This is a genomic window from Sphingomonas xanthus, from assembly GCF_007998985.1.
In the GTDB taxonomy this organism is placed as follows: Bacteria; Pseudomonadota; Alphaproteobacteria; order Sphingomonadales; family Sphingomonadaceae; genus Sphingomicrobium; species Sphingomicrobium xanthum.
Window position 1 is genome coordinate 1,711,477 of sequence record NZ_CP041659.1, and the last position, 25,620, is coordinate 1,737,096.

Consider the following 25,620-nt stretch of genomic DNA (forward strand, 5'->3'; position numbering starts at 1 on the left):
ATCGGCCTAAAAGCCGGTCAACCTGGAAGATTGCGTCAGCTGGTTGCGCGCTGAACTTTCTTTGTGTTTCCAATTGTGCGAACCCGCAAGCTCCTCTCGTGGAGTGTATTGCGTTGAAGAAGAAGATTCCGCCTAGCAATGTGCAGCCTGGTCACCCGGACTTTGATTTGCTTTCTAGGCTTGGCGCCGAAATTACGCGCCTTGCTGGAGGTGCTGATCAGCTCGCAATCGATGTACCGGAGATGCTCCGTGAGTGTATAGATTATCTGATCAACACACCTCGCACTGGCCGACGCGACTTTGAAGAGTTGGAGAAAGTCGAAAAGACTTTCATCGCCACTCAGGTCGAGATCGTCGTGCGCGAGTACCTAAAGCTTGAATCTGGCCTATTGGACACAGTAATTCTAGGCCACGATGTTGATATTAAATTCACTGTCGGCTCCAATTGGACCATCCCGCCTGAGACGCTCAACCATCCCTGCCTGCTTATAGCTGCAGATGAAGTGACTGGTCTTTGTTACATGGGTCTTTTCGTCGTTCGCTCTCAGTTCATGCACGGTGGGGATGGCAACCGTGACGAGAAGCGCGGCATCACTGCGGCAGGCTTTAAGGAGATTTACTGGCTCCTGCTTGCGCATCCATATCCGCCGAACTTTTGGCGGAAGCTTGATGCGGACGTGGTTGAGCGCATCTTCGCTGGTCGCTCCGGGAACGATCGTATCGTTACGTTATTTCGAGAGGTTCAGAAGCGCCCCGTCTCAAGAGATGTTATTCACTCCGTAGCTCGCCAGCTGGATTTCATGAGGCGAAGTCGTGCCGACAAGGGCAAACGCGGACTGGGAAGTCGCGAGAGATTGAAGAAAGAGGGTATCTTATTGCTCTCAGGCACCAAGCATTCCAAATTGATCAAAGCACTCAATCTTCCGCGATGTGGTAGAAGCGATTTCATCTCTTTTACGCCACGATCAGCGGCTGAATGGCGCTTAGCCGAGCAGTTCGGCATACCAAGGAATGGCTGATAAGCTGACGTCGGCCCGACGGTCGGTTAACATGGCGAAAATTCGCTCCGGCGACACTAAGCCGGAACTGATCGTCCGCCGATTGCTTCATGGGCTGGGCTACCGCTACCGACTCCACGGGAAGGAGCTGCCGGGAAAGCCCGATCTCGTGTTTTCGAAACGCCGAAAGGTCATCTTCGTCCATGGCTGCTTTTGGCATCAGCACAATGCCACAGCCTGCCTTGATGGACGAAAGCCGAAATCCAACACTGCCTATTGGCACCCAAAGCTGGCTCGTAACGTGAAGCGCGACCGGGAAAATCTTGAGAAGGTCGCGGCGGCTGGCTGGGAGTCACTTGTCCTTTGGGAATGCGAACTGCGTGACCAGGTTGCATTGTCTGCTCGGCTCCAAAGCTTTCTCGGTCCCACGCGACACGTCGGCACCTCTCGCAACAGCACTAAAGTCAGTAGATCGCGAGGGTTTCTTCGCTAGTGTAGCAGTTGAAAAAGGGATCAGGAGGCGTCTGCGTGGCCGCTCAAGTGTTTTTATCGCTGTCGTACGTCGATGCTGAGTTCGTCGCTGATGTGAAGAAGAGGCTGCCATTCGGCCTCGCTCACTTTTACCCAGAAAGCTTTGAGAACGGGGAAAAGATTATTCACGCGATGCAAAAACGCGTGGAAGCATCTCGCTTGTTCGTTCTCTTTGCGTCTCCTGAAGGACTAACGTCAGCCGCCGTAAAGTATGAAATGGCAGAGGCGGAGAAAAAGATTGCATTCGATCCAGCAGCGCGACTTCTAATTTTTCCGACGGCGCCGGAGGTAACGTTCAAGGACTTACCTAAGTGGATGCAAGATTATTGGATGGGCTCAGCTGGATACAGCTCAGCTGATATCGCTCGTTACATCACAACATGTCTGCTTGCGCCAAACGAGGGGCTTGCGACGGCCGCGACGAAGGTCATCGGCAGGGGCGAGACGCTCAATCGTCTAGAGAGTTTGAGCGCTGAGCTCCTTCACCGCAAGCGGGTCGCTCCGCGGGTATATATTCTCGCGGGCTTCTCAGGGATCGGACGCAGGACATTCGCCTCCTATTTCATGAGAACGTCACTCGCGGGCGAAGCCGCGCTGGCCTTTGGTCCAACCATCCGCTTGGCGGCTCAGGCGGATCTGATCGATCTTTATCGGGAGTTGAGGGACGCGATCGACGACAACATTGCTCCCGAAGACCTGCGTAACGACCAATCAGCATTCGGATCGCTGGATCTCGGCGCCCAAGTTGACGAAGTCGCACGCCTTTTGACTCATTTCTCCAAGTTGGGGCAGGCGGTGACATTCGTCTCGACTAGCGGGTTTTCAGAAGACTCAGGCGAACCGAAAGATTGGGTTCGCGCCCTGATCCCTCGGCTACCACAAGACCTAACCGTCTTTATCGTTTCGAATCGGCAGTTCCCCGAGGAATTCATCGAGGAGCTTGGCATCGCAGTGCAGATGCGAGTTGAGGAGCTAAAAGATCGCGATACCAAGACCCTTATGATCTACACGGCCGACCGCTTGCGTGTTGAAGATCTGTCAGTGCCGGATGAAATGATCAAAGCGATAGGCGGCCATCCAGATGTCGCCAATGCAGCAGTCCGACTAGCTAAACAAAAGGGCATGCATGCACTCTCGAACAACCCAGGTTATCTCTACAATGTACAAAGAACCATACTAGGAGAGGCGTTAGAAGAAGAGGCGCTCTCCACAACAGACCGAGCTATTCTTGACACGCTTTGCTGGGTTCCAGCGTTGGGCGGCGACATCGTTCAAGAGATTGTATGTAATGTCGCTAGTATCTCTGACGATCAGTTCATTGACGCTTGCCAGCAGCTCGTCATGGGCTGTTTGGTTATCGCGCAAGGCTACAGCTACTCCATCGCTAGTCCAATTAGGCAGCTGTATCGCCGTTGGTACGTGACCCCTCCCGAGACGCTTACTGTAATCGCCACTACGCTTGCGGCTCACTGGAAAGAGGCTGAGAAGTCAGGGAAGTTTAGAGAGGATCTCTTCGAAGCCTTTGTTTACATGCACGCCTTCAAGGGAGAAAAACTACCAGACGAACTTAAGGGTCTTCTGTCCCCAGGTACGCTCGAAGGCGTCGTGTCTGAGACGTACAACAGAGGCAAAAACGAGGACGATCCAGAGCTTTTGGAGCGTGCTGTCACATGGGGCAGTATCGCAGAAGACATGGAGATGTCTGCCTCAGTTCGCGAAGAGATTCTTGGCACCGTGGCACGAGCCCAAATTAGGTTAGCGCAATGGGACCAGGCCCAGCATACTCTGAACAGAATCAAAGAAGCCAACTATCAGTCATACCACTTCCTTCAAGGACACTTCTATCGACGTCGCGGCAACTTTCAGAAAGCTACGGATTTTCTGGAAGTTGCTGCTGAAGGACGAAAATTTAAGAGATCGGCGGTTCACGAGCTCGCGATCACTTACTCTAAGCGCGGCCGCGACGATAAGCTTGACGCGCTCTTGCACCGGCACAGTCATCTAATTGAAGACAGTGCAATGTTCTTGGACTTCTCAATCGGCCAGAAACTCAAAAAAGACGACCTTAAGGAAGTGTTCGGGATGATTCGTCGTCTGAGGGCGATGGGAGATGACGAGGGCAAAGCTGACAGGCGGGAAGCCCAGCTCCTGATACGCGAGGGCCGGGCGAGGGAAGCGAGGGTATTGCTCACAAAGATTATCGAGGAGAGCAAGACTGGCCATTTCCATCTTCGGAGTTTGCGTAGCATAGCCGCCTCGAAAGATAAGGACTTCGCACTCGCAAAGAGGGATATCGATTTCGTCCGATCGCTGCGCGGGCGCGAACATGTTGCATTCAGGCTCGAAGCTGAAATGCACTTGGAGGCAGGTCAACCTGACAAGGCCACAGCTTCTCTTAAAGGAGTTGAGCCTTGGTATCCCGAAGATTGGAAACTTTACGCCCGAATTTTAGAAGCGAAGTGGGAGGCATCATCAAGTCTCACTGACAGGTCAGCGCTCAAGAAAGAGATCGACGAGATCAAGGCTCGGTATGGCACGAGCGTCAGCTTGGACTTTTGATGATACAGAGCCGACGGGCGCACGTGGATTTTAGGCGACGCGCATTACGGACGACCCGCTGCAACCCAATCACGAAGCTCCAGGAGCGTGAATGGATCTAGTTTCGATTTCCGATGAGCACGTCGGTGACAAGTGGGGCAGAGCACCAACAGGTGTTCAGCATGCGTGGTTCTCACACCTATCGCCAACGGCGTTGGATGATGCACATCAAACATCGCGGGATCACTATGCCCAAACAGGCAGGCCTCGCAGGTGATCTGCCCATATTTTTGGACGTTTAGTCTTCTTGCTTCTTTCCTAAGTTTCGGATCGCGTTCGACTTCCGCTTGCAACTGGAAAATGCGCTGACCCTCTTCACCCCGGTCACCACCAGGGGGCAAGGTAAGCGCGGGTTCGCTCGGACTTTGTGGTGGCGTATTGCCAGGTTTCATTTGGCGCTCGGGCAAAGGCACTGCCCCTTCAAGCGCATTTGTTGGATCGGTCGCGGCCCGTTGGTCTAACTCAACGATGTGCCTTCTTATTCGCGCGGCGGTTGCTTCGCCGACATTTCGAGCGGGTTTGTAACCTTCAATCCAAGGGCGCTTCATACCTCGCAAAACAGATGAAATATTTTGCATCCGGTATTCTATGGACCCGGAGGAGCGATTTCGGAGTGCACCAGCCAGAAGCTGTTTACGAACCTCGGTTTTCGAATAGGCGCGCCCGGCCAACTCATCTGTCAGCATAAGAAGGTAGGCATCAACTGAGGCCCTCAATTCTTGCTCAGTCCATTCCGCCACTGATTCCAACCGTCATCTCCTCGCAAGCAAATTATGGCCAACCACCAACCTGCAACATGATAAGGCGCAGGATGCGCACCTGTCGTCTGATTGTTTGTCTGGTGACTGTCGTTAAATGGCCCAGCCTTCGGGCGCGATTGCACGATAGAAGTTCCGTGCGTCGCAATCTGGGCCTTGGCCAAGTTTCTCGCATCTCGGATTGAGCACATTCACGAGGCTTAGATAGTAGGCTGCCTCACCCTGGTAAGCTTCGTTTTGAGTTTGCAATTCAAGGTGTCTGCGGAACACGTACGATAGCGCATCAGACACCTGTACCAACGATGAGTGGGTCGATTTAATTGCGAAAGCGGTGTTCACAATGTGATCGTACCGGTTGTCGGCGGTTCGAGGTACCCACGTGACTTTTCGCTTTTTCAGCCGTCTCCGCTGATAGAGGCAATCAAACCAGGGAAACGGCGCGTAGATAGCATCAGACAGATTTGCCATCTCCATCTTGTTGTCGTCCATAACGAGAACCGTCAGGCCCTTATTCGCCGGATCGTCCTGATGCTTCTTTTGAATGAGGCCAGCCACGTACATTCCCGCAGCGTGCCAATATGACCGGAGTGTAGGGTGAGGGCCTTCCGGCAAATTGGCATTGAATCGCTGAAAGGAAATGGCGCTCACGAACAGCTTTCCATCTTGGGCCGCGAGATTGCAGACAGAAGTTAGAAAGTTCTTCCGGTCTTGGGCATCGACGTTACTCCAACCCCCATTGCCATTAATAACGGCCTTGGTCTTCAATTCGACTGGGTGATTGGGATGTTGGGCCAAGAAACCGCGGAGCAACTCGTCAAAATCAGCCGTAATTCGCCTCAGTCGATAGGCATCGACTAGAAAACCCACCATTACAAAAATGTCTGATTGGGCTTGGTCACCACTCTCGTCCACGTACGCGAACTTCATGCCACTCGCTCCCCTCTCGCGAATAGATCGGCACGACAGACTCGTATCAGGGTCTGCAGTTCGGCGAAACTCTTGACCTCGGGAGAAAGTCTGCAGTTCAGCGATCAGACTGGAACCTTGTCAGGCTGTTGCTCGGCGGGTTTCCCGAAGTCTGCCAAGTTCTAGCGCAAATGGGTGGTGACTGTTGTGATCCAAGTTTAATGGCAACAGAAGTTGCGCGATTAGTTCCTTCTCCGTCTTGCCGGGTTGGGGATCCAGAGCCCAACAAACCGAGACGTGTTCATCCATCCAATTCCGAATCCTTGCAGCGCCGTCTCTAGAAGTGTGGAACTTCAAATTGCCTCGTTCCAGCTTTTGGACGCAGGGACCCGCGAGTTCGGGCATTAAGGCTGCAAGAGTTTGGCAAACAGTTGAGCGGCGCTCATTACCGCCGAGATGATGGTCGCCGAGCCGATTACGAAGGTTGCCGCCTTTTGTTAGATCCGCGCCCGCTGTACCTACGTACAGGAGGGTCAGTCCGTCGCGTGTGAGGCACCCCTTCGCTGGTGCGATCCCCGGAGCTAAGTCAAAAAAGAGGCCATAGACCCCCCGCTCGCGCGGCAGAACGGACTTGTTTCGTCGCAATTCACGAATGCGATAAAGCGGAGCAAATTCTAAGAACGTGACCACGGCACACCTCGCTAGCATTCCAGATAAGCAAAAGCTTGGTGAATCGATTCAAAAAATAGCAGGTGGGCGACGCTTTCAACTCATACCAATGTTAATGGGTTAAAGTGTTGGCGCGCAGTGCTACGGTATGTTTCGCGGCGTGTTTCCCGACGTTAGTCAGACCGCCACTTACGCTAGGCTTATGAAGCTTAATGTTGCGAGTACAGTTGCACCTCAAAAATCCCTGAAGACCCGCAGATGTTGTATATGGTGCCGCGATCGCCGTTGCGTTTGCCCCCCATGAACCCAGCTGGGCAACAACGGTAACGACGGTAACAGTAAGTGCTTTAGGGCATCTAATTATCAAACAACTGTTACCGTCGTTACCGATGTTGCCACCAGTAGCCGTAGGGGGTGTTGGTAACGCTAATCTCGGGTCTGCTTGCGATAAATCGCCTTATTCTGCGGGCCGGTGCCGATTACTACTTTGAGCAGAAATTCTTGAATTCTCAGCCGGGCATCAATCTTAGCCCATTCTCTTCGGCTAATCTCTCGGCCCAAACGTTGGTGTACCTGCTCCCGCGTAGCGGGCTCATTGGTGGAGTGGACCAACACAACGGCTTCGACTGCCTTCTCTACTAACGTAACTTTGTGACCTACCCCGCCGGTATCATCACCATCGATGCGCGCCTTGCGGGTGGCATCTTTAAACAAGTCCATAGACGCGTCTTCGCCCCAGACCAGTTCGCCAATTTCGACGCGGCACAATACAGAGTCTGCGCCCTCACCGCGCTTATAGAGCGTATGGATTGGTACGGTGTGGTAAGTCGCGGCGAAACGCGTCGTAATGTTCGACTTCGCTACGCGCAGCACGCAGGAATATTCCTGGCGAACGTCGCGGGCATGGATGAACGAGAGTCTCGGTGAGTTCGTCCAAGCTGTGGCGCCAGCAACGGTGTCTGCAAAATAGTCGTGCTTGCCCTTATTCGAATGCCCAATGATGATTATCGTCACCTCGAACCGCTCTGCGAGACTTTGCAGAAGAGCTAGCAATCGCTTCACGGATGCATCGTCATTTGGGCTTTCGCCCTTCCGCCACGCCGTCAAACCGACTGCGGTATCGAGCACCACCAACTTGAGCGGACGGGGACGGTAATAGACCCGTTCACACTCTTGTTTCGCCTTTGCGATCGCCGCCTCGAGGTGTTCGTAGATGTCGAAATTCGACTGAACCACTCGACCTTGATTGTCGGTTTTGCTCGCGACGGCTGCTACTGCAACTAGCGTGCCTTGATCTCCGCCAGCCTTGATGTGCCTGACCTTGATCCAGTCCTTGGGCTCCTCAACGCTGACCCAAAGGGTCGAGTATGCGGGGCTTATCTGGACTGCCATCGTAGCCGCGAATGACGATTTTGCTGTGGCGCCGCGCCCGAACAATCCTACGACGCAATTACTAGGTAGGAATGGATCAACCAGGTAGTCGAATTTCGTAGTTTCCGTGTCGCTATTCATTGCGAACTCTAGTCGAATGGCGCGGACGGATTCGACTGGCGGCGGTGCGGAGATGGCCGCTTTCAGGTTCGCAACGTCGGCCTTGGCTTCTTCAGCCTGTCGCCAATCATCGGACAATCCGGCGAGATGCTCTGTTCGTCCTTGGCAATCCCGTTCGTCTTGAACGAAAGGGTTGAACGGAAGCTGCGTCGAGGCCTGCCGCTTAAAGGCTTCCCATCCGCCCGCGGGATTAGAGGTTTTCCGTTCAGTCACGACGCGCCCCTCCCGGTATGACGGCAATTTGAGAACAGGCGACGGCTCGCCCGACCTCTTCATCGCGGCCCGATTTTTCCGCACTGGCGTACGCGCTGGTGCTCGCGAAGGAGCGTTCATTCAGCCACACTGCCAAGGCTGCGCGGTGGTATCGAATTGGCGCCTGCTTGGACGTTCCAAGCTTTAGGAATGGCGGCGACTTTCCCTTAGTCCGCCAAATTTCAAGTGTGGTGGGTTTAATCCCAAGCAGTTTCGCCGCCTGCTCGTTTGTGAGCAGGTCGTCTAGATGGACGGATTCCGTCATCAACAGTCACTCCGGCCACTGCCCTGGCCTAAGGGAGTTTCGGATCTAATTGAACCGGGTAGTTGGGCGGCTCGCCCCACGCGGAGGCGAGCCGTAAGGTTATGCTAAGCGAAAACTATACAGTCGTGTTTGACAATTGGGGGCGGTCAACCTCGTCTACGGCGGTGCGTCCTTCACCTGCGGAGACCGCCAGGGCACAGCTGATTTCCCGTTCGTAAGCTAGCAGAAGATCGCTCCACGAGAACTGTTCGGGCAGCGTGTGAATCGCCGCCTCAAACAGATCGACGGCATCGTCAAATGTCAGCAGCGGTGCGTTTCGGATTCTTTCACTAAGCACGTGAGCACTCCTATCGAATGCTCGTCCGCAAGGGACAAAAAGGGCCGACGGACGAGCAATTGCTGTCAACGCCTGCCTTGCGGCTGTTTCCTACGCCGGGAATCGGCGCATGGCTGTGGGGAGCGGAAGTGTACTTCGATCCCGAGCTCTACGTCGATGCTAAATATTCCCATTCAAAAATTCGCGGCGATGAAGACGGTAGCTGGGGATGCTCAATCCAAATGTATCGTTTATGGCCCGGAAGGAGGCCCTCTTTCGCTGCGGGGCCGCTACAGGCGCGGTCACCGCTAATATGCCCCTAGCTTGGCGGTGCGCCACCGATCGCGCTGTAGCGGGGCGCTACGTGGCCCCAACAGCGTTTAGCACCACCACGTTATTACTGGCCGCGATAGCCGCTTGCTGCTCTATCCAATCGCCGATTGCTTGCACTTCCATGTGGAAGTCACGGAGGTCCGAGGTCGCCAGATAATGACGAGCTGTAACTCCCTGCGGCACGTGATTGGTGAGCAACTCAAGCTTCGCGAGGTCAAGGCGACAACCTTTTACTCCCGTGGTCACAAATGTTCTGCGCAGGTCGTGAGCGCTTAGTCGAGCCATGCCAATCTTCTTACTCAATTGCTCAAGCGGAGCGCGAGTATCTAAGATGTGACCTGCCTTGCTTCGCGAAGCAAAGACGTACGGGTTGTCCTTCACAGGCTCCCGGGATTGGATGACTGCTACGGCCTGGGAGGACAACGGCAACCACACTGGATTTCGATTCTTCGGGTCGGGAATGTGCCACCAGCAGTTCGTTGAATCCATCTCGTCAATGTTGACGCGATCCCAGGTTAGCGCGGCCCCTTCGGATCGGCGCGCTCCGGTGAGCGCGAGGAACATGATTAGGTCGATACCTGCCAATGCGTCACGGTTTCTTGCCGTGGCGCGCGCCTCAATCAGCAGGTTCCAGAATTCGCCAACATTTCGCCGATCAACATGTCGAGTGCGGGGAGGTGAGGGCCGGAGGTCCTTCTTTAGGATGCTAACTGGATTGTGTTCAATGATCGGCTTGCCATCCAGGCGCTTGTACTCATTCATCGCGAAGTTGATGAGCGTTCGGAGGGTGACCATGGCGATTGCCGCTTGAGTAGGCGCGGGGCCACGCCCTCGAAGCCCCTTGGTTGCGAGCTCCTCATATCGCCGACGGCAATCGGCTGGGGTGATCGCCGCAATTGGTTTATCCTTCCAAGCCTCGAACGCCTTCTCGACGTGGCGATTCATCTCCGACTTGGTGCTTTCTTTGAGCATACCGGGACGGGCGAAGTAGGCATCGGCGACTTCCCTAAGCGTCACCTTTGCTGCTTGATCCTGGCGTCTCAAGTCGCGGGGGTCGATGCCGAGGCGCATTGAGCGAAGATGTTCTCGCGCGACATCGCGCGCTTGATCCGGCGTAAAGATGCCATAACTGCCGATGGTAAGCCGCGCTTCCCTGGCCGAGCCCTCAACGCGTCCTTGCACGATGAAACTGATTTTGCCCGTGGGGCTGACTCGCAAGCCAAATCCCTTCACCTCGGTGTCCCAATGGAACTGATCTTTTACCCCTGGCTTCACCCTATCGACGTACCCCTTTGTGAGTTTGCCTCGGTTCGTCATCTGACACTCCTCGTAAGCAGTTCGTAAGCAAGCCGCGTAAGGTTGCGACAATTTGCGTACGGCTCTTCGGAAGCATCAAGCAACTGATTTTAAATGATAATATGGTTACATGAGGTTGCGTGATGGCTGCGTGAGGTAAGCCTGGCAGAGACTACGAATCTGAGGGTCGGACGTTCGAATCGTTCCGGGCGCGCCACCACCAAAAAGCCATCCCGGTTCGGGGTGGCTTTTTTATTTGGGGATCGACTGCCCTCCGTCGTGCCGGGCCATGAAGAAACGGCCCGGGAATTTCTCCCCGGACCGTTCCTGCCCCCTTAGCGGCCGAAGCGAAGCTCAGCCACTCTGGCTAGTGCGTGGCCCTAACCGCGTTCGGGTTCGGGCAAAGGCGGTGGGGGGGGCGGAGGCGGCGGTGGCGGCGGACAGCTGTCCGTCAGCAGGATTACCGATCCGTCCGGGCAAGTCTGCGTCGCCGGCGCCGGAGGTGGCGGAGGCGGCGGTGGTGGCGGAGGAGGCGGTGGCGGCATCCTCACGAAATTATAGGTCATTGTCGCCAGCAGCGAATGCGACCGGAAACGGCCGGTCAGGTCGACTCCTCCGTCGACGTCCGCGGTTTCCCGGATTCTGCTTGGACGGAAATAGCGATATTTGAGGCCGACATCGACATTCTGCGATACGGCATAACGCAGGCCGGCGATCAACTGCCATGCCACGCCGCCGTCGCGGAAGCTCTCCGACCCGCCATCACCGTCGTCGATGCTGAACTTGCCCCATGCGAAGCCGAGACCCGGCCCGGCATAGAAGCTAAGCCCGTCCTCATTGCCGACATCGAGCAGCAGGTTGGCCATGATCGCGATGTAACGGGTGCGCCCGTCGCCATCGAATGTCTCGTTGCCCTGGCCGAAGTCGAATTCATATTCGTCATGCGAGGCGCGTTTGTAGGAGAGGTCGAGCTCGGCGCGGACCATCCCGGCGTCGTAGCCGAAAATGAGCCCGGCATCCCAACCGAGGTTGTGGTCAATCCGCGCATAGTCGTCGAACTCGATGTCGCCATCTCTGAATTCGGCATCCAAGCTGAGGTCGCGAGCCGACATCAAGCCAGCCTCGACCCCGACATAAAGCGACTTGTCGCGAGCGACCGCCGGTGTGGCGACCATGGTCCCGGCAAGCAATGCTAGGCAGGTGCGTTTGATCATCCTAACCCCCGTTTTTGCGTTCATAACGAACCCGGATTGTTTATCAGAGTTAAGTTTGTTCGGCTAGGCAGCGGGGAGTGCGTATCCGGGGGTCACGTGGCGCCCGGAATGGCCTTCAATGTCAGTAGCTTATAACAAACAGCCCGGTCCCGCCGGACGCATCTGGAATCGAAACTGTTGCATTAAACGCACGACGGTGCACGGGGTTCGCGGAGTCGTCAGGCGACCGCGGTCAAGGCTCCATGTTCCGAGGCGCGGCGGGCGAAATCCTGGGCAAGCTTGCTATGCCATTCGCGGGCCTGCGGCGTGATCGCGCGATGAGCAGCGGTTCGTTCTTCCGCGGCCCGACGCAGATAGAAACGCTGGTTCGACTCCATCTCGCTAACCTCCCCCGACCATCGCGGTACCCCGGCATCCTTGCGCAACAAAGGTAAAGCGTTGGTTACTACCCCGCGGGAATCCCCGTCCCCGTACGGGACGGAACGTTGCACGGTGGTGACAGGCATTGCGAATCCGCCTATCGTTGAAACCTAACGACTCGTCGCTCGTTCAAGCTGATATGCGGAGGAACGACATGTTGAGCTCGGTAACGCCATTTGATCCTGCTCGGCGAGGCTATCACGCCGTGTATCGGGAAAATGAGATTAATCGCTGCCCTGGTTGCGGACGGACGCATTGGCTGGTGGGACGGACGCTTGCGGAATGCGGCTTCTGTTCGACGGCGCTTCCCTTATCGGAGAGCTTTCGCCAGCCCGCGAGTGCCGTCTTTATCAGCCGGTCCGGAGGGCAGCCCAATCAAGCCTTCGCGGCCTAGCCGCGTGGGGCCATGGCGCGCGCCCGATGAGTGGGGCGGGCGCGCGTCATCCCTTTGAACCGGCCCGCACATTCCTTTATATCGTACGCATGAAACGCTTCATCGTACCGCTCGTCGCTGCAATCATCGCCTCATCACCGGCCATGGCCCAGTCGGGCGCGGGCAACTTCACCCTCGTCAACCGCACCGGGGCCGACATCGTGTCGCTGATGATCCGGCGCGTTGGGACCAGCGAATGGCAACCGCTCAATGGCAATCCAGCAATGGGATCGCGGACGGCGGTGGCATTTGCCAATCCGGATTGCGCGTTCGATGTCCAGGCCCGTCTGTCGGACGGCAAGACCGCGACCTTTACGGCGGTCAATCTGTGCGATGTGACGACGGTAACGCTGAACCGCGGGCCAACCGGTAATCTCTGGGTCGATTACGACTGATCCGGCGCGGCCGGAAGTGCCAGGAGGTTCTCGCCGATGCGCGCGTGTCGGGCGCCGTGCTGGCTTCAGGCCGGACACTATCGAGCAGCTTGGCGCCGGCAATAAAGGGTACGCCGAGGCAGGCGGCAAATAGCAGCCAGCCGGCGAAGCCCGGATAATTTTCCATGTAATGAATGCCACGCTCGATCGCGCCGACCGCGATTGCGTAAGTGACCAGATACGCCTCGAGACGCGTCTTGATCGTGAAAAGGCGGGCGAAACGCTTCAACATGGTCCAATCGTTAACTGAACGGCGGGCCGGTTCCCCGGTTCCGCCAGTTTCGGCCTAACGATATTGGTAAAGCGAAAATTAATACGAAGCGAGTCCGCCTAGATCGAGTGTGTCGAGAAGGGACAGCCGCGCGGTTTCTACCGTCTTCACCAAGCTGGCGCGCTGGATATCGCCAATCGCGACTTCATCGGGCCAACAGCTGGAAATCACGGCGGCAATCCGGTCAAGCCTGGCCTCGTCGACCAGGAAGCGTGGGTCGACCTTATCGGGATCGCATTGGACGCGAAGACGCAGGCATGCCGGCCCGCCGCCATTGGCCATCGACTGGCGAACGTCGACAAATTCGATCCGCCGGATCGCCCCGTTGGATGCCAAATGGCGATCGATCCAGCCCTTTACCGACGGCGTATCGCGGCATTCGGTCGGCGCGACCAGCGTCATTTCCCCGCTGGGGGGAGTGACCAGCTGGGCGTTGAACAAATAGCTGCGGATGGCGTCCGCCAGCGGAACTTCGCTGTCCGGGACCTCGACCAACTCGAACTCCGCCAATCGTCCGGCAAGCTCGGCAACAAGCGCGTCGCGATCGGCGAATGCTTTCTCATGCGCGAACAGTACCGGGCCGTTCGCGACCGCGACCACGTCATTATGGAAGGCGCCGGCGGCAATCGCTTCCTCGCTCTGCGCTGCAAAGATGGTTCGAGCAGGATCGAGACCGTGAAGCCTGGCAATCGCGCGGGAGGCTTCGACATGCTGGCGGGCCGGATAGGGGCCGCCAGTCACGCCATAAATGAAGACCTCGATACCGGGTTCGCCGTGCGACGGGGCAAGGCGCATGTGATTGGCCGCGCCTTCATCGCCGAAGGCGGGTGGAACCGGGCTATGCACTTGGAAGGCGGGATTGGCGAAGGCCAGCTGCAACTGGGCCAGCGTATCCGGCCATTCATGGCTGCGGTGCGCCATGCTCTTGAGATTGGCCACGGTGAGGTGGCATTTGCCGTCGCCGGTATCGGGCGCCGGGCTGACCGTCGCGGCATTTGCTGCCCACATGGTCGAAGCGCTCATCGCGTTGGCGGCGATGACCGGATCGGCCGAAGCGATGTCGGTGCCCAGCGCCGCCAACCAGCGGTGGGCCGGGCGCGGAGGCGGGACGAGGATGCCCTGGACCAGGCCCAGCGCGATATTGACCCGCATCTTGTCGATACCCTGCAAGGCCGCGGCACGGGGCCGGGAGACTTCACCCGCGTTGCGGGCGGAGGCTAGGTTGCCAAGGCTCAGGCCGGCATAATTATGGCTCGGTCCGACCAGCCCGTCGAAGTTGATTTCCCGGATCATCGGGCGACCGCCAGCACGCGGTCACCCGGCCCGATACCGAGCATTTCCATCGCCACGGGATCGATGAGCAGTTCGCCGTTTTCGGTGCGGCTGGCGTGACTATAACAGGCCACGAAATCATGCATCACCCCGGCCGCCAGCATCATCGTCGGGCCGCCACCGCCGTTGGTCCCCGCGACACGCAGCCATTCGGCCTCCGTGACGGTCTTGATCCGGTCGGTGCGCGCGGTAACCGTCGGGCCGCCGTCGAAAATGTCGATATAACCGTCCCAGACAAAGCCTTCATTCTCGAGCATTTTCAGCGCCGCCCGGCCGGTCGGGTGTGGCTGGCCGATGACCGAGCGCGCGCTTTCGGGAAGCATGGCGACGTAGATCGAAGTCTTGGGAAACAGGTCGGCAATGAATTGCGTGCCATGGACCGCGTTGAATTCGTCGGCCTCGGGGAAATTCATCCCGAAAAAGCGGCCGCCAATGGCGTCCCAGAAAGGTGAATGGCCTGCCTGGTCCATCACGCCGCGAAGTTCGGCAAGGACCGTATCGCCGAACCGCGGGCGGTGCTGTTTCATGAACAGGTAGCGCGATCGGGCCAGCAGCATGCCGAGGCCACCGGCGCGTTCGTGAGGATGGAGGAACAGGCCGCCGACCTCGCTCGACCCTTCAAGGTCGGTCGTGAGGTTGAGCGTCTGGTTGCGGAAAATGCGGCCCAACTCCTCGCTTTTCTGTGTCAGCGTCGAAATCAGGTAGCTGTAGAAAGGCCGGTCGGTGCCGACCGCGCCGAACACCTGACAGGTTCCGCGGATCTGCTTGGTCGCGACATTCTCCAGCATGAAGACATAAAGATCGTCGCCGGGATTCTGGCCCTCACGGGTGAACCCGGCTTCGGACCGATCGAGCTTTTGCTCCAGCGTCGGCCGTTCCGCCGGCAGGTTGGTGAACCCACCGCCGGTCAGCTTGGCAAGGTCGTAAAGCGCGCGAATATCGTCGGGCCGCGCGGCGCGGATGCGAAAGCTCATGCGCCTTGGCCCAGCCGCAGGATGGTCAGGGCGGACAGCGCGGCGCGCTCGGACAGGGACTCGACGATCAGATATTCCTCCATGGAATGAATGCTGCCGCCGCGCACGCCCATCGTGTCGATGACCGGCACGCCGCAGGCGGCGATATTATTTCCGTCGCACACGCCGCCGGTCGATTTCCATCCGATCGGCTGGCCAAGATCAGCGCCGGCCTGCTTGACTAGCGTAAACAGCGCTTCGGCCTCGGGCGTCATCGGCTTTGGCGGGCGGGCGAAATGGCCATGAACTTCGACCTCGACGTCATGTTCGCGCGCAATTTCGGCGGCCAGCCGCGAAACCAGCGACTGGGCGCGTTGCTGCTCGTCGAGCGTGTCGGGGCGGATATTGACCCGCAGGATGGCAAGGTCAGGGACGACATTGTTGGGACTGCCGCCGTCGATCCGCGCCGGGTTGACCTTGAGGCCGGGCCCAATTGCTGCCTTGACCCTGAGGGCGAGGTCGGCGGCCGCGATCAGCGCGTTGCGGCCGTCTTCGGGATTGCGTCCGGCATGGGCCGAGCGGCCGCGGATGGTAAAGTCGAAATTGCCGCTTCCGGGCCGGGCTCCGGCAAGGGTTCCGTCGGGAAGCGCGGAGGGTTCAAAGGTCAGCGCGGCGCGCTTGCCTTGGGCAACCTTCGCGATCAGCGGTGCAGAACCGAGCGACCCGACCTCTTCATCGCTGTTGATGATGACATCATAGCCGATCGTCGACGCGGCGGGACTGGCCTCGACCGCCTTCAATGCCGCCAGCATGACCGCGATTCCCCCTTTCATGTCGGCGACACCGGGGCCGTTCAGCACCTTGCCCGGTTCCAGCCAGCGAAGCGCCTGGAACGGATGGTTGGCCCCGAACACTGTGTCCATATGGCCGGTAAAAAGCAGCTGGACCGGTGCATCGGGCCGCACGCTTAGGCGGATGTTCTGGCCATGCGCGATGTCATGGCTTCGTCCCGCCGCGTCGATCGCAGTGACTGGGGCCGCATCGATCATCGTCAATGTGCCGGGCAGGGCAGAAAATTCTTCGGCCAGAAGGCCCGCGATGGTCGCCAATCCCTCGAGGTTGCGTGACCCGCTGTTGACGGCCGCCCAGCGTTCGACCTGGGCAAGCATCGGCGTTGCCGAGGCTTCCTCCACGCAGGAGCGTTCGATGCTGGTCAGTTCCCCCATCGGCCGCAGCCTCTAGCGCGGAGACGGACGGAAGGCCACACCTGCCGCAGGTCACAGATGTTCGGCGAATCCTTTGAGGATGGCGCGGTACATGTCACGCTTGAAGGGCACGATCAGCTCGGGGAGCAGATGCGGCTCGACCCACTGCCAGTGGCTGAATTCGGGATGTTCGGTGGCAAGGTCGATATCGCGGTCCTGGCCAAGGAACCGCGCAAGGTACCAATCCTGCAACTGCCCCTTCCACTTGCCACCCCATAGCCGCGAAGCGATCGCGGCGGGAATATCATAACGCAGCTGCTGCGGATGACAGGCGATCCGCTCGACAAGATGCGGGGCGATCCCGGTTTCTTCCTGCAGTTCGCGCAAGGCCGCCGGCCAGCTTTCTTCGCCCGCGTCAATCCCGCCCTGCGGCATCTGCCAGGCTTCGTCCCGATTATCGATCCGCCGACCGACGAAGACATGGCCATGTTCGTTGATCAGCATGACGCCGACGCCGCGGCGATAATGTCCGTCCGGTTTGCTCATCGCTGCTCCCTAAGCGCGCGCGCCGGGATCGCCAAGAATGAAACCATCGGAAGCTGGGCCGCGATCGCGGGACGTCAGCGCGGGTCATCGTCCAGCTGGTCGATCACCGTATGGGTCTGCTGTTCGAACAGCTCCATGTTCGACAGGAAGGCCGCAACCGCCGCGCGGTGCCAGCGCAATTGTTCGGTGAGCTGGGGGCGAGATCGAAGCCGAGCGGCGGCCGTCGACCAGCGCGCGTCTGGAAAGTCGAGATCGCACCGGCGGGGGAGCGCCTGGGTCAGCGGCTTGCCCGGGATCACTCGATCGCCGCACTCGGCGCGGATCGCGTCCTGGATGTCTTCGGGAATGACCTGGCGGACGTTGCGGCGATAGTCGGTGTCCACCGCGGGCGTGTCGATCAGTTCGAAGTTGAGGGTCATCAGATTAGCCAGGCTTTTCTTCAACTCGGGCTCGTCGACATGCTGCAGCTGGTTGCCGCCGAAGATTTGCGTCCAGTTCACCGCGTTCAGCCCAAGCGAATAGATCTGGCTGGCCTGGTAGGCCCCGATGACGAATTGCTCGTCGCTTACCGCCGGGTCGCCTTGCCAGCCGCCGAAGGCCGCCTCGGAATAGTCGCGCGTGGTTGCGTAATAGATTTTCGCGGTTTCGAAAAAATCGACGAAATCGGTCAGCGCGGGGCGCAGTTCGCGCAGCATCTTGGCGGCATCGCGCCGTTCCAGCCGGTCCTGGTTCCAGTTGGCAACCATCGTGCCGATGAAGACGCCAACCACCACGATCAGCAGCTCGATCGTGATCGCCGCCCAATTCTGGGCCCGAAGCCTGGCGATTGAACGCTTGAAGATCATGCCCCGTCCCCCGATCGGCGCGGAACCTAGCGCAGCGCCGCCAGCGAGGCGAATCGCGGTTCGGGCTGGTATCGAGCCGCTCGCAGTCCTAAGGGCGGGGTGTATTTCGTTGCTTTCGAGGACTCGCCTGCCAATGACCCAGTCGGCCACCCACGTGCTGACCCCTGAAGACGCTCACGCCAACCCGCCGCGCGAGGCGGTTGTCGTCCGCTTCGCGGGTGACAGCGGTGACGGGATGCAGCTGACCGGCGGGCAGTTCACCCTGTCGACCGCGCTGGCCGGCAACGATCTTGCCACCTTCCCGGATTTCCCAGCCGAAATCCGCGCGCCGCAGGGTACGACCTTCGGCGTCAGCGCCTTCCAGATCAATTTCGGATCCTCGGCGATCGAGACCGCGGGCGATGCGCCGGACGTGCTGATCGCGATGAACCCCGCGGCGCTGAAGGTGAACGCGGGACATTTACGCGAAGGCGGACTGATCATTGCCGACGAGGGCGAGTTCACGCCGCGCAACCTAGCCAAAGCCGGCTATGCGGTAAGCCCGCTCGAGGACGGCAGCCTCGCCAGGTGGCAACTGGTGCATTTCAACATCTCGCAACTGACGCTCGACGCGGTGAAGCCGTTCGGCCTTGGCAACAAGGAGGCGCTGCGCTGCAAGAATATGTGGACGCTGGGCCTGGCGCTGTGGATGTTCGACCGCGACCGGCAGCCGATCATCGACTGGCTCAACGCCAAGTTCGCCAAGAAGCCGGAACTTGCCGAAGCCAATATCGCCGCGCTCAATGCCGGTCATGCCTATGGCGAAACGGTCGAAATCGGCGGACAGGTTCACCAGCAGCATCTTGCAGCGGCGCCGGCGGAGCCGGGCCTCTACCGCACCGTCACCGGCGCAGAATCGCTGTCGCTCGGCCTGATCGCAGGCTCGCAGCTGGCGGGCCTGCCGATGTTCTTCGGCGGCTATCCGATCACCCCCGCCTCGGCGATCCTGCATCATCTTTCACGCCTCAAGGAATATGGGATCACTACTTTCCAGGCGGAGGATGAGATCGCTGCCATCTGCGCCGCGATCGGTGCCAGCTATGCCGGGCAGTTGGGGGTCACCTCGTCCTCGGGTCCGGGCATCGCACTCAAGGGCGAGGCGATGGGGCTGGCGATCATGACCGAGCTGCCGCTGGTCATCGTCAACTCGCAGCGCGGCGGTCCCTCGACCGGCCTTCCGACCAAGACCGAACAGTCCGACCTTTACCAAGCGGTCTATGGCCGCAACGGCGACGCGCCGATGCCGGTGATCGCCGCCCGCTCGCCCGCCGACGCGTTCGACTGCGCGATCGAGGCGGTGCGCATCGCCACACGCTATATGACCCCGGTGATGCTGCTGACGGACGGCTATATCGCCAATGCCGCCGAGCCGTGGAAGGTCCCGGACATGAGCGGCTATCAGCCATTCCCAGTCAGCTTTGCCGAAGCTTCGGCGATCGAACCCGACAATGACCAGGTCATGCCCTATCGCCGCAATGGCGATCTGGCGCGCCCGTGGATCAAGCCCGGTACGCCCGGCCTAGAACATCGGATCGGTGGCATCGAAAAGCAGCCCGGCACTGGCAACATCGATTATTCGCCCGAAGCCCATGCCGAGATGACCCGGTTACGCGCGGCCAAGGTCGCCGGCGTCGCCGAATCGATCCCCGACCAGGACGTGTGTCTGGGTAACGAAGGCGGCAAGCTGGCGATCGTCGGCTGGGGTTCGACCTTCGGCCCGATCCACCAGGCGGTGCGCCGCGCCCGGGCCAAGGGCCAAGACGTCAGCCACATCCACATCCGCTATGTCGCACCATTCCCGAACAACCTCGGTGAGCTGCTTCGCAGCTATGACCGGATCATCGTTCCGGAAATGAACACTGGCCAGTTGAAGACGCTGCTGCGCGACCAGTTCCTGGTCGATGCACGGCCGCTCAATAAGGTCAGCGGCCATCCCTTCCGCATCGCCGAAATCGAAGCGGCGATCGATGAGGCGCTGGGATGAAGCCGATTAATCCATTCCCGCTGATCGCCATGCTGTTGCTGGTGGTCTTTCTCTATCTCTGGCTCAACGGCTATCTGGTATGAACGAAGTGACCAAGCTGACCACTGCCAAGGACTGGGCCTCAGACCAGGAGGTTCGCTGGTGCCCGGGCTGCGGCGACTATGCTGTGTTGAAGGCGGTGCAGCGGACGATGCCCGACCTTGGCGTCGCGCGCGAGAAGACCGTGTTCATCTCGGGCATCGGCTGCTCCAGCCGCTTTCCCTACTATATGGCGAGCTACGGCTTCCATACTATCCACGGCCGCGCCTGCGCGGTCGCGACGGGGACCAAGCTTGCCAATCCCGAGCTCGACGTGTGGATCATCACCGGCGACGGTGACGCGCTCAGCATCGGCGGTAACCACACGATGCACATGCTGCGCCGCAACCTCGATTGCCAGCTGCTGCTGTTCAACAATGAGATCTACGGCCTGACCAAGGGCCAATATTCCCCGACCAGCCGCGTCGGCACGCGCAGCCCCTCGACCCCGTTCGGTTCGGTCGACAGGCCCGCCAACCCCTGCGCCTTTGCGCTGGGCAGTGGCGCGCGCTTCGTCGCCCGCGGCATCGACGTGCACAAGAATCTGCCCGAAGTGCTCAAGGCGGCGCACGCGCACAGGGGCGCAAGCTTCGTCGAAATCTTCCAGAACTGCGTCGTCTATAATGACGATGTATTCGCTTCCTTCACCGACAAATCGGTCGCCGCGGACAAGCAGCTGTGGCTGAAGACCGGCGAGAAGATGCTGTTCGCCGCGGGCACGAAAGGCCTCGCGCTCGATATGGACCGCCACATGTTGAAGGTGGTTGACGGAGACAGCGACGAGGTGCTCGTTCACGACCCGCGCAACCGGGCGATCGCGCATATGCTGGTGGAAATGCCGGCCAGCGCATTCCCGGTCGCGCTCGGCGTTCTTTATGAGGACCCAGCGCCAACCTTCGATAGCGCGGTAACCGAGCAGAACCAGTTCGCCGCCAACGGCAAGGCCGCCGACCTCCAAAAGCTCGTCAGCCAAGGGCAGACTTGGCAGGTCGAAAAGGAACCGCGGGCTGAATAGCGCCCGACTACGTGGATAATCTTACCCATGGCCTTGTCGGGGCGATGCTCGGGCAGATGGGACTCAAACGGCTCAGCGGCCGGGCCATGGCGACGTTGGTCATCGCGGGAAATATCCCCGATATCGATGCGCTGACCACGCTGGTCGGTACGGAAAGCCTCGCGCTGCGCCGGGGGATCACCCATGGGCCGATCGCGCTGGCGGTCCTGCCCGTGCTGCTGGCGGCGCTGGTGATCGCCTATGACCGTTGGCGGCCTTGCAAGGTCCCGCTGCGGCCCGGGCCGCTGATCATTGCCGCTTACATTGGCACCCTCAGCCATCCTGCTTTGGACTGGCTCAACAGCTATGGCATTCGGCTGCTCGAGCCTTTTTCTAGCCGCTGGTTTGCCGGTGATACGCTGTTCATCATCGACATTTGGGTGTGGGTTGCGCTGACCCTCTCCTTCCTCGCGGCGCGGCGGAGCGAGAAGCGCGGCGGCGATGAGCGGCGGATCGCTTGGATGGGGTTCGCGGTCGTCGGCCTCTATATCTTCGCCAACGGCCTTTTCACGGGTCATAGCGAGCGGGCAACGACAGCACTGCTTGAACAGCGCGGCGTCCAGCCCGCGCTGGTCGTTGCCAACCCGGTCCCCGGCATATTCTGGCAGCGCAAGATGCTTTGGCGCGACGCGCAAGGATTTGGCCAGGGGCAGTCGCTGCTGCTCCATGGCATCCGCCTTCCTGGCAGTCGGACCCCGCTTGGCCTCGAAGACCCGTTGCTTGCAGCGGCTCGCGAGCGGCCCGATGTCCGCGCCTTCCTGTTCTGGTCGCGAATGCCGATCGTCATCGACATTGAGGGGCGGCGGGTGCTGACCGACCAACGCTTCACGGACCGCGCTGGGGGAGAAGCGCCGGCGCAGGAAGGCAATCGCTTTCGCTACAATCCGTTTACCATCCCGCTCGAATGAGCGCTGAACCAATAGGGACTTGCGTCGTTACCGCCGGACGCCGAGGGTCGGCCGCATGATAGGAGGAATGGGATGGCGAAGGCGAAGTCAGCGGGCGAGGGGCCCAAGAAGAAAAAGGCCAAGGACGCGGCTAAGACCAAGCCGGCCCCCAAAAAGCGCGCGACGAAGAAGGCCGAGCATCGCGGCTTCGACGCTCTCGCCAAGATGGCCGACCACCCGCTGGTCGCCGACCTGCTGGCCGTGGGTGCAATGGCTGCGGTGGCGGCGATTGCCGAACAGGGATTTTCCAGCAAGGAGGCGGGCAAGAAGGGCGGTGGCTCGTCGCGCGCCGTCAAGGCAGCTGGCCAGGCCGCTGCGATGGCGATCGGCAAGCGGCTGATCACTGAATTCGAAGCCGTGAAGAAGGATTCGAAGAAAGCCTAGCGGCGAAGCAGTGTCAGCCGCGCCCGGCCGACGTCGCGGATCGCGTCAACAGTCCAGTCGGAAGGCGGTGCGACCGCATCGCCGCGCTGCGTTTCCACCGCCATCCAGCCGCCGTCCTCCAGCCAGTCCGCCTTGGCAATCGCCGCGGCGACGGCGCTACCCGATCCCGGCGCATAGGGCGGGTCGGCCAGTACGAGGTCGAACGGTCCGCTAGCTGGGAGCGCCGTTGCGGAGGTCGGCCGCACCGAAACCCCGGTCGCACCGAGTGCCGCGATATTGGATTCGATGGCGCGTAGAGCAGCTCGGTCGTTCTCGATGAAGGTTGCCTCGGCCGCGCCGCGCGAAAGCGCTTCAAGCCCCAACGCACCGCTTCCGGCGTAAAGGTCGGCAACGCGCAACCCCTCGAAGCTGCCGAGCCGGCTGACGAGCATGGAGAATAATGTCTCGCGGGTCCGGTCCGCAGTGGGGCGGGTGCCGGCGCCCGGCGGCGCGACCAGTTTTCGCCCGCGCCACCGCCCGGCGATGATCCTCATTTCAGGGTCTGGCGAAAGCGGAACAGATCTTCGCGTTGTACCTCGATAATGTCGCCAGGTGCCGCTCCGTCGGCACTGAACGGGCCATAGGCGGTACGGATCAGCCGGGACACCTGCATGCCAAGATAGGCCAGCACGTTGCGAACCTCGCGGTTCTTTCCTTCGGTCAGCGACAATTCGATCCAGCAATTGCGCCCGGTGCGCCGTTCCAGGTTGGCGTCGATCGAGCCGTAGCGGATGCCGTCGATGCTCACCCCTTCCGACAATTGTTCGAGCTGCGCCTGGGTCACGTCACCGAACGCCCGGGCGCGATAGCGCCGCACGACCCCGGTGCTCGGCAGTTCGAGCTGGCGCTTCAGCTCCCCGTCATTGGTCAGCAACAGCAGCCCCTCGGTTGCATAGTCGAGGCGGCCGACCGGCATCAGCCGCGGCAGCCCGGCGGGCAGCTTGTCGTAAATGGTCGGTCGGCCCTTGGGGTCGCGCGCCGCCGTCAGGCATCCGGGAGGCTTGTAGAACAGGAAGAGCCGCGCCGCGCCGGCGGGCTTAACCGGCTGGCCGTCGACCGTCACCCCCGCCAGGCTTTCCAGCAGCGTGGCGGGCGTCGTCAGCGTTTCTCCGTTGAGCGCGATCCGTCCCTCGGCGATCATCCGTTCGATGTCGCGGCGCGACGCGATCCCGGCGCGGGCGAGCAGCTTGGCGATTCGCTGCGGACCTTCGTTGCGCGCCGGTCCCGGCTTGGGACCAGGTGCTGGCCTGGGGCCTTTCGATCGCCGTGGCACTGCTGGGCGCTTCGTTCGTTGCGGGGGAGGATTGTTTTTCATACGGGTTAAAGATGCTGTTCGGGAAGCGTAAGCGGATCGTCAATAGAATCCTCATCGTCGAGGACGAGCCATTGACGGCGTTCGACAATGAAAACCTCCTCGGCGACGAGGGGTATGAGGTGGTGGCGACGCTCGATCGTTTCGCCGATGCAGTCGAAACACTGGACAAGGAACAGGTTGACCTGATCCTCTCCGATGTCCGGCTGACGGGCGAGCGAAGCGGGATCGACCTTGCCAAGGTCGCGCAACAGCGCGGCATCCCGATTGTGTTCGTTACTGGAATGCCGCCCGAAAATGCGTCGGAACTAGTCCTCGGCTGCCTGCTAAAGCCTTATAGCGATCGGACATTGAAATCGGCACTGGCCGCGGTCGAACGTCATCTCGCGGGCGAAAATGCCCGCCCGCCCAAGGGGCTGACGCTCTACCCGCTGGCAGAATCCTGAATCGCCGTTTCGATCTTGCGGTGGAAATCGGCGATTCCGTTTTCCAATGTTCCAATGACCACGTCCTGGATCTCGCCCGACTTCAGCCCGCGATGGCATAGCGCGGCGGCGTGAAAGTCCTCGGCGCCGAAGGTCCCGCCGTCGAGCAGTTCCCAACTTCGCTGCCAATGCGCCTCGGCCTCGTTGGTCGCCGGGGGTTCGGGGATCAGCATCAGGTCTTCGACCAGCGTCGTTCCCACCGTCTGCGGCATGGCGATCAGCAGGTTGATATAATCCGGGCTGACGATGATCACCGAGGAAGGGAACAGCTGGTAGGTATAGGTCACCGCCTTGCGCAATTCGCCCCAGTCATCGCGGTCGATTTCCGTAAGGTAGGCCGACCGACCGACCGCGGCACGCTGGTGACATCCGATGGTGTCGGCGGTGGTGATGCCGTCGGCGAAGAAGCTGGCGATGGTCGCGGCGTGGAGCCGCTGGACATGATAGCTTTCAAGGAAGGCGTCGATAATCAGCTTCCAGTTGGCCGCCACTTCATGCGTCCTGCGCCTGTAGAGGTAAAGTTCACCGAGCCCGAACGCGTCAAGGTCGGGCGTCAGCAAACGTGCGTCGCTGAAATCGGCGCCTTCGTCCTTGGCCCACCAGATCAGTCCGCCTTCTTCCACGCAGGGGAACTCTCTCAACCCGTGGCTGGCCTTGTCGAAATCGGGGAAACAGTCGGCCCGCGGTATCCCGGTCAACTCACCGTCGGGCTTATATGCCCAGGCATGATAGGGGCAGACGATCCGCTTGGCCGGTACGACCTCGTGCGTGTCGATCAGCCGCGTGCCGCGATGGCGGCAGACATTGGCGAACACATGGGCGCGGCCATTATCGTCACGGGTCAGGATCAGTGGGGTGCCATAGCCGTCATGGGTCACCGCCTGGCGCGGTGCCGGCAATAGCGCGGATGGGGCGAGAAGGTGGGGCACCTTGTCGAACAGGGCGCGCTGCTCGGCGCCGAAACGATCGGGGTCGGTGTAAACCGAGGCGGGAAGCGCTTCGACCGCACTGCCTAGCGCGGCTTCACCGCGGGCAAGCGCTTCGGCGAGCGCGCGTTGGCCGGGGGTCGGCCGGCGCGGGGTCCTGGGGAAGTCCATGGCCATGAAGACTGCGCTCCCCTGCGATGGCTTGCAAGGCCGAGCCGAACAGATTTTCGGCACCACCTGCCAATG

25 protein-coding genes are annotated in these 25,620 nt (G+C 59.9%); 9 read left to right on the forward strand and 16 right to left on the reverse strand.

What is annotated here, in order from left to right:
- Positions 1-113: 113 nt before the first annotated feature.
- Genes FMM02_RS08650 through FMM02_RS08660 form a run of 3 tightly spaced genes read left to right on the forward strand, consistent with a single transcriptional unit; the run spans position 114 to position 4,088 of the window.
- Positions 114-1,019 carry a NaeI family type II restriction endonuclease gene (locus FMM02_RS08650; RefSeq protein ID WP_147494466.1) on the forward strand — a complete coding sequence of 302 codons (906 nt, stop codon included), beginning with the start codon at positions 114-116 and terminating at the stop codon, positions 1,017-1,019.
- A 31-nt stretch (positions 1,020-1,050) separates the two neighbouring features.
- A complete protein-coding gene (locus FMM02_RS08655; RefSeq protein ID WP_246104757.1) occupies positions 1,051-1,491 on the forward strand; it encodes a very short patch repair endonuclease in 441 nt (146 codons plus the stop codon).
- Positions 1,492-1,526: 35 nt separating this feature from the next.
- A complete protein-coding gene (locus FMM02_RS08660; RefSeq protein WP_187107744.1) occupies positions 1,527-4,088 on the forward strand; it encodes a toll/interleukin-1 receptor domain-containing protein in 2,562 nt (853 codons plus the stop codon).
- A gap of 44 nt (positions 4,089-4,132) precedes the next feature.
- Here the strand turns inward: FMM02_RS08660 and FMM02_RS08665 are convergent, their stop codons facing one another.
- The 8 genes from FMM02_RS08665 to FMM02_RS11210 all read right to left on the reverse strand — a co-directional run bounded on the left by FMM02_RS08665 (position 4,133) and on the right by FMM02_RS11210 (position 12,064).
- A complete protein-coding gene (locus FMM02_RS08665) occupies positions 4,133-4,876 on the reverse strand; it encodes an HNH endonuclease (protein WP_187107745.1) in 744 nt (247 codons plus the stop codon).
- Positions 4,877-4,978: 102 nt separating this feature from the next.
- The gene (locus FMM02_RS08670) at positions 4,979-5,812 is read right to left on the reverse strand and encodes a DUF3800 domain-containing protein (protein WP_147494470.1); all 834 of its coding nucleotides are present in this window, start codon (positions 5,810-5,812) and stop codon (positions 4,979-4,981) included.
- Between the two features lie 120 nt (positions 5,813-5,932).
- Positions 5,933-6,499 (reverse strand): GIY-YIG nuclease family protein, encoded by a 567-nt coding sequence (locus tag FMM02_RS11480; protein ID WP_425473610.1) that lies wholly within the window; start codon positions 6,497-6,499, stop codon positions 5,933-5,935.
- A 387-nt stretch (positions 6,500-6,886) separates the two neighbouring features.
- Positions 6,887-8,224: an AAA family ATPase gene (locus tag FMM02_RS08675; protein WP_187107746.1), complete on the reverse strand. Its 1,338-nt coding sequence runs from the start codon at positions 8,222-8,224 to the stop codon at positions 6,887-6,889.
- A complete protein-coding gene (locus FMM02_RS08680) occupies positions 8,217-8,528 on the reverse strand; it encodes a helix-turn-helix domain-containing protein (protein ID WP_147494472.1) in 312 nt (103 codons plus the stop codon). Before FMM02_RS08680 ends, FMM02_RS08675 begins: the two co-directional genes overlap by 8 nt.
- Positions 8,529-9,204: 676 nt before the next feature.
- Complete coding sequence (locus FMM02_RS08685) at positions 9,205-10,494, reverse strand: tyrosine-type recombinase/integrase (RefSeq protein WP_147494473.1); 1,290 nt, start codon at positions 10,492-10,494, stop codon at positions 9,205-9,207.
- A gap of 359 nt (positions 10,495-10,853) precedes the next feature.
- Positions 10,854-11,687 (reverse strand): outer membrane protein, encoded by an 834-nt coding sequence (locus tag FMM02_RS08690; protein WP_187107747.1) that lies wholly within the window; start codon positions 11,685-11,687, stop codon positions 10,854-10,856.
- A 218-nt stretch (positions 11,688-11,905) separates the two neighbouring features.
- Positions 11,906-12,064, reverse strand: coding sequence for a hypothetical protein (locus tag FMM02_RS11210; protein ID WP_187107748.1), 159 nt, complete (start codon positions 12,062-12,064; stop codon positions 11,906-11,908).
- 526 nt (positions 12,065-12,590) lie between these two features.
- Between FMM02_RS11210 and FMM02_RS08700 the strand changes: the two genes are divergently transcribed.
- Positions 12,591-12,935, forward strand: coding sequence for a hypothetical protein (locus tag FMM02_RS08700; RefSeq protein ID WP_147494476.1), 345 nt, complete (start codon positions 12,591-12,593; stop codon positions 12,933-12,935).
- A 349-nt stretch (positions 12,936-13,284) separates the two neighbouring features.
- Here FMM02_RS08700 and FMM02_RS08710 read toward each other — a convergent pair whose 3' ends face one another.
- The 5 genes from FMM02_RS08710 to FMM02_RS08730 all read right to left on the reverse strand — a co-directional run bounded on the left by FMM02_RS08710 (position 13,285) and on the right by FMM02_RS08730 (position 18,126).
- The gene (locus FMM02_RS08710) at positions 13,285-14,538 is read right to left on the reverse strand and encodes an N-succinylarginine dihydrolase (RefSeq protein ID WP_147494477.1); all 1,254 of its coding nucleotides are present in this window, start codon (positions 14,536-14,538) and stop codon (positions 13,285-13,287) included.
- Positions 14,535-15,551, reverse strand: coding sequence for an arginine N-succinyltransferase (locus FMM02_RS08715; protein WP_147494478.1), 1,017 nt, complete (start codon positions 15,549-15,551; stop codon positions 14,535-14,537). The genes FMM02_RS08710 and FMM02_RS08715 overlap by 4 nt, the downstream gene beginning before the upstream one ends.
- A complete protein-coding gene (locus FMM02_RS08720) occupies positions 15,548-16,756 on the reverse strand; it encodes a hydrolase (RefSeq protein ID WP_147494479.1) in 1,209 nt (402 codons plus the stop codon). The genes FMM02_RS08715 and FMM02_RS08720 overlap by 4 nt, the downstream gene beginning before the upstream one ends.
- Before the next feature lie 51 nt (positions 16,757-16,807).
- Entirely contained in the window at positions 16,808-17,281 is a 474-nt protein-coding gene (locus FMM02_RS08725) for an RNA pyrophosphohydrolase (RefSeq protein WP_147494480.1), read from the reverse strand.
- A 74-nt stretch (positions 17,282-17,355) separates the two neighbouring features.
- Entirely contained in the window at positions 17,356-18,126 is a 771-nt protein-coding gene (locus FMM02_RS08730) for a hypothetical protein (protein WP_147494481.1), read from the reverse strand.
- Positions 18,127-18,259: 133 nt separating this feature from the next.
- Here FMM02_RS08730 and FMM02_RS08735 point away from each other — a divergent pair, with 133 nt between their 5' ends.
- From FMM02_RS08735 to FMM02_RS08750, 4 genes are all read left to right on the forward strand, one after another.
- Complete coding sequence (locus FMM02_RS08735; protein WP_147494482.1) at positions 18,260-20,149, forward strand: 2-oxoacid:acceptor oxidoreductase subunit alpha; 1,890 nt, start codon at positions 18,260-18,262, stop codon at positions 20,147-20,149.
- Between the two features lie 79 nt (positions 20,150-20,228).
- Positions 20,229-21,242 carry a 2-oxoacid:ferredoxin oxidoreductase subunit beta gene (locus FMM02_RS08740; RefSeq protein WP_147494483.1) on the forward strand — a complete coding sequence of 338 codons (1,014 nt, stop codon included), beginning with the start codon at positions 20,229-20,231 and terminating at the stop codon, positions 21,240-21,242.
- Positions 21,243-21,253: 11 nt separating this feature from the next.
- Positions 21,254-22,189, forward strand: coding sequence for a metal-dependent hydrolase (locus FMM02_RS08745; protein WP_147494484.1), 936 nt, complete (start codon positions 21,254-21,256; stop codon positions 22,187-22,189).
- Positions 22,190-22,261: 72 nt separating this feature from the next.
- Complete coding sequence (locus FMM02_RS08750; RefSeq protein ID WP_147494485.1) at positions 22,262-22,612, forward strand: hypothetical protein; 351 nt, start codon at positions 22,262-22,264, stop codon at positions 22,610-22,612.
- Here the strand turns inward: FMM02_RS08750 and rsmD are convergent.
- Together rsmD and FMM02_RS08760 are read right to left on the reverse strand one after the other, a co-directional pair.
- On the reverse strand, positions 22,609-23,145 hold the full coding sequence (gene rsmD / locus FMM02_RS08755) for a 16S rRNA (guanine(966)-N(2))-methyltransferase RsmD (protein WP_147494486.1): 537 nt from the start codon (positions 23,143-23,145) through the stop codon (positions 22,609-22,611). The two genes, FMM02_RS08750 and rsmD, sit on opposite strands and share 4 nt — an antisense overlap.
- Entirely contained in the window at positions 23,142-23,924 is a 783-nt protein-coding gene (locus tag FMM02_RS08760; RefSeq protein ID WP_246104758.1) for a pseudouridine synthase, read from the reverse strand. The genes rsmD and FMM02_RS08760 overlap by 4 nt, the downstream gene beginning before the upstream one ends.
- A 53-nt stretch (positions 23,925-23,977) precedes the next feature.
- Between FMM02_RS08760 and FMM02_RS08765 the strand changes: the two genes are divergently transcribed.
- Entirely contained in the window at positions 23,978-24,409 is a 432-nt protein-coding gene (locus FMM02_RS08765) for a response regulator (protein ID WP_147494488.1), read from the forward strand.
- Here the strand turns inward: FMM02_RS08765 and FMM02_RS08770 are convergent.
- On the reverse strand, positions 24,388-25,545 hold the full coding sequence (locus FMM02_RS08770; protein ID WP_147494489.1) for an aromatic ring-hydroxylating oxygenase subunit alpha: 1,158 nt from the start codon (positions 25,543-25,545) through the stop codon (positions 24,388-24,390). The two genes, FMM02_RS08765 and FMM02_RS08770, sit on opposite strands and share 22 nt — an antisense overlap.
- Positions 25,546-25,620 lie beyond the last annotated feature (75 nt).

Excerpts from the sequence above, each read along its gene's own strand:
- FMM02_RS08655 (WP_246104757.1), top strand. The coding sequence starts at position 1,051 with ATGGCGAAAATTCGCTCCGGCGACACTAAGCCGGAACTGATCGTCCGC.
- FMM02_RS08670 (WP_147494470.1), bottom strand. The coding sequence starts at position 5,812 with ATGAAGTTCGCGTACGTGGACGAGAGTGGTGACCAAGCCCAATCAGAC.
- FMM02_RS11480 (WP_425473610.1), bottom strand. The coding sequence starts at position 6,499 with ATGCTAGCGAGGTGTGCCGTGGTCACGTTCTTAGAATTTGCTCCGCTT.
- FMM02_RS08680 (WP_147494472.1), bottom strand. The coding sequence starts at position 8,528 with ATGACGGAATCCGTCCATCTAGACGACCTGCTCACAAACGAGCAGGCG.
- FMM02_RS08685 (WP_147494473.1), bottom strand. The coding sequence starts at position 10,494 with ATGACGAACCGAGGCAAACTCACAAAGGGGTACGTCGATAGGGTGAAG.
- FMM02_RS08690 (WP_187107747.1), bottom strand. The coding sequence starts at position 11,687 with ATGATCAAACGCACCTGCCTAGCATTGCTTGCCGGGACCATGGTCGCC.
- FMM02_RS11210 (WP_187107748.1), bottom strand. The coding sequence starts at position 12,064 with ATGGAGTCGAACCAGCGTTTCTATCTGCGTCGGGCCGCGGAAGAACGA.
- FMM02_RS08700 (WP_147494476.1), top strand. The coding sequence starts at position 12,591 with ATGAAACGCTTCATCGTACCGCTCGTCGCTGCAATCATCGCCTCATCA.
- FMM02_RS08710 (WP_147494477.1), bottom strand. The coding sequence starts at position 14,538 with ATGATCCGGGAAATCAACTTCGACGGGCTGGTCGGACCGAGCCATAAT.
- FMM02_RS08715 (WP_147494478.1), bottom strand. The coding sequence starts at position 15,551 with ATGAGCTTTCGCATCCGCGCCGCGCGGCCCGACGATATTCGCGCGCTT.
- FMM02_RS08720 (WP_147494479.1), bottom strand. The coding sequence starts at position 16,756 with ATGGGGGAACTGACCAGCATCGAACGCTCCTGCGTGGAGGAAGCCTCG.
- FMM02_RS08725 (WP_147494480.1), bottom strand. The coding sequence starts at position 17,281 with ATGAGCAAACCGGACGGACATTATCGCCGCGGCGTCGGCGTCATGCTG.
- FMM02_RS08730 (WP_147494481.1), bottom strand. The coding sequence starts at position 18,126 with ATGATCTTCAAGCGTTCAATCGCCAGGCTTCGGGCCCAGAATTGGGCG.
- FMM02_RS08735 (WP_147494482.1), top strand. The coding sequence starts at position 18,260 with ATGACCCAGTCGGCCACCCACGTGCTGACCCCTGAAGACGCTCACGCC.
- FMM02_RS08740 (WP_147494483.1), top strand. The coding sequence starts at position 20,229 with ATGAACGAAGTGACCAAGCTGACCACTGCCAAGGACTGGGCCTCAGAC.
- FMM02_RS08750 (WP_147494485.1), top strand. The coding sequence starts at position 22,262 with ATGGCGAAGGCGAAGTCAGCGGGCGAGGGGCCCAAGAAGAAAAAGGCC.
- rsmD (WP_147494486.1), bottom strand. The coding sequence starts at position 23,145 with ATGAGGATCATCGCCGGGCGGTGGCGCGGGCGAAAACTGGTCGCGCCG.
- FMM02_RS08765 (WP_147494488.1), top strand. The coding sequence starts at position 23,978 with ATGCTGTTCGGGAAGCGTAAGCGGATCGTCAATAGAATCCTCATCGTC.
- FMM02_RS08770 (WP_147494489.1), bottom strand. The coding sequence starts at position 25,545 with ATGGACTTCCCCAGGACCCCGCGCCGGCCGACCCCCGGCCAACGCGCG.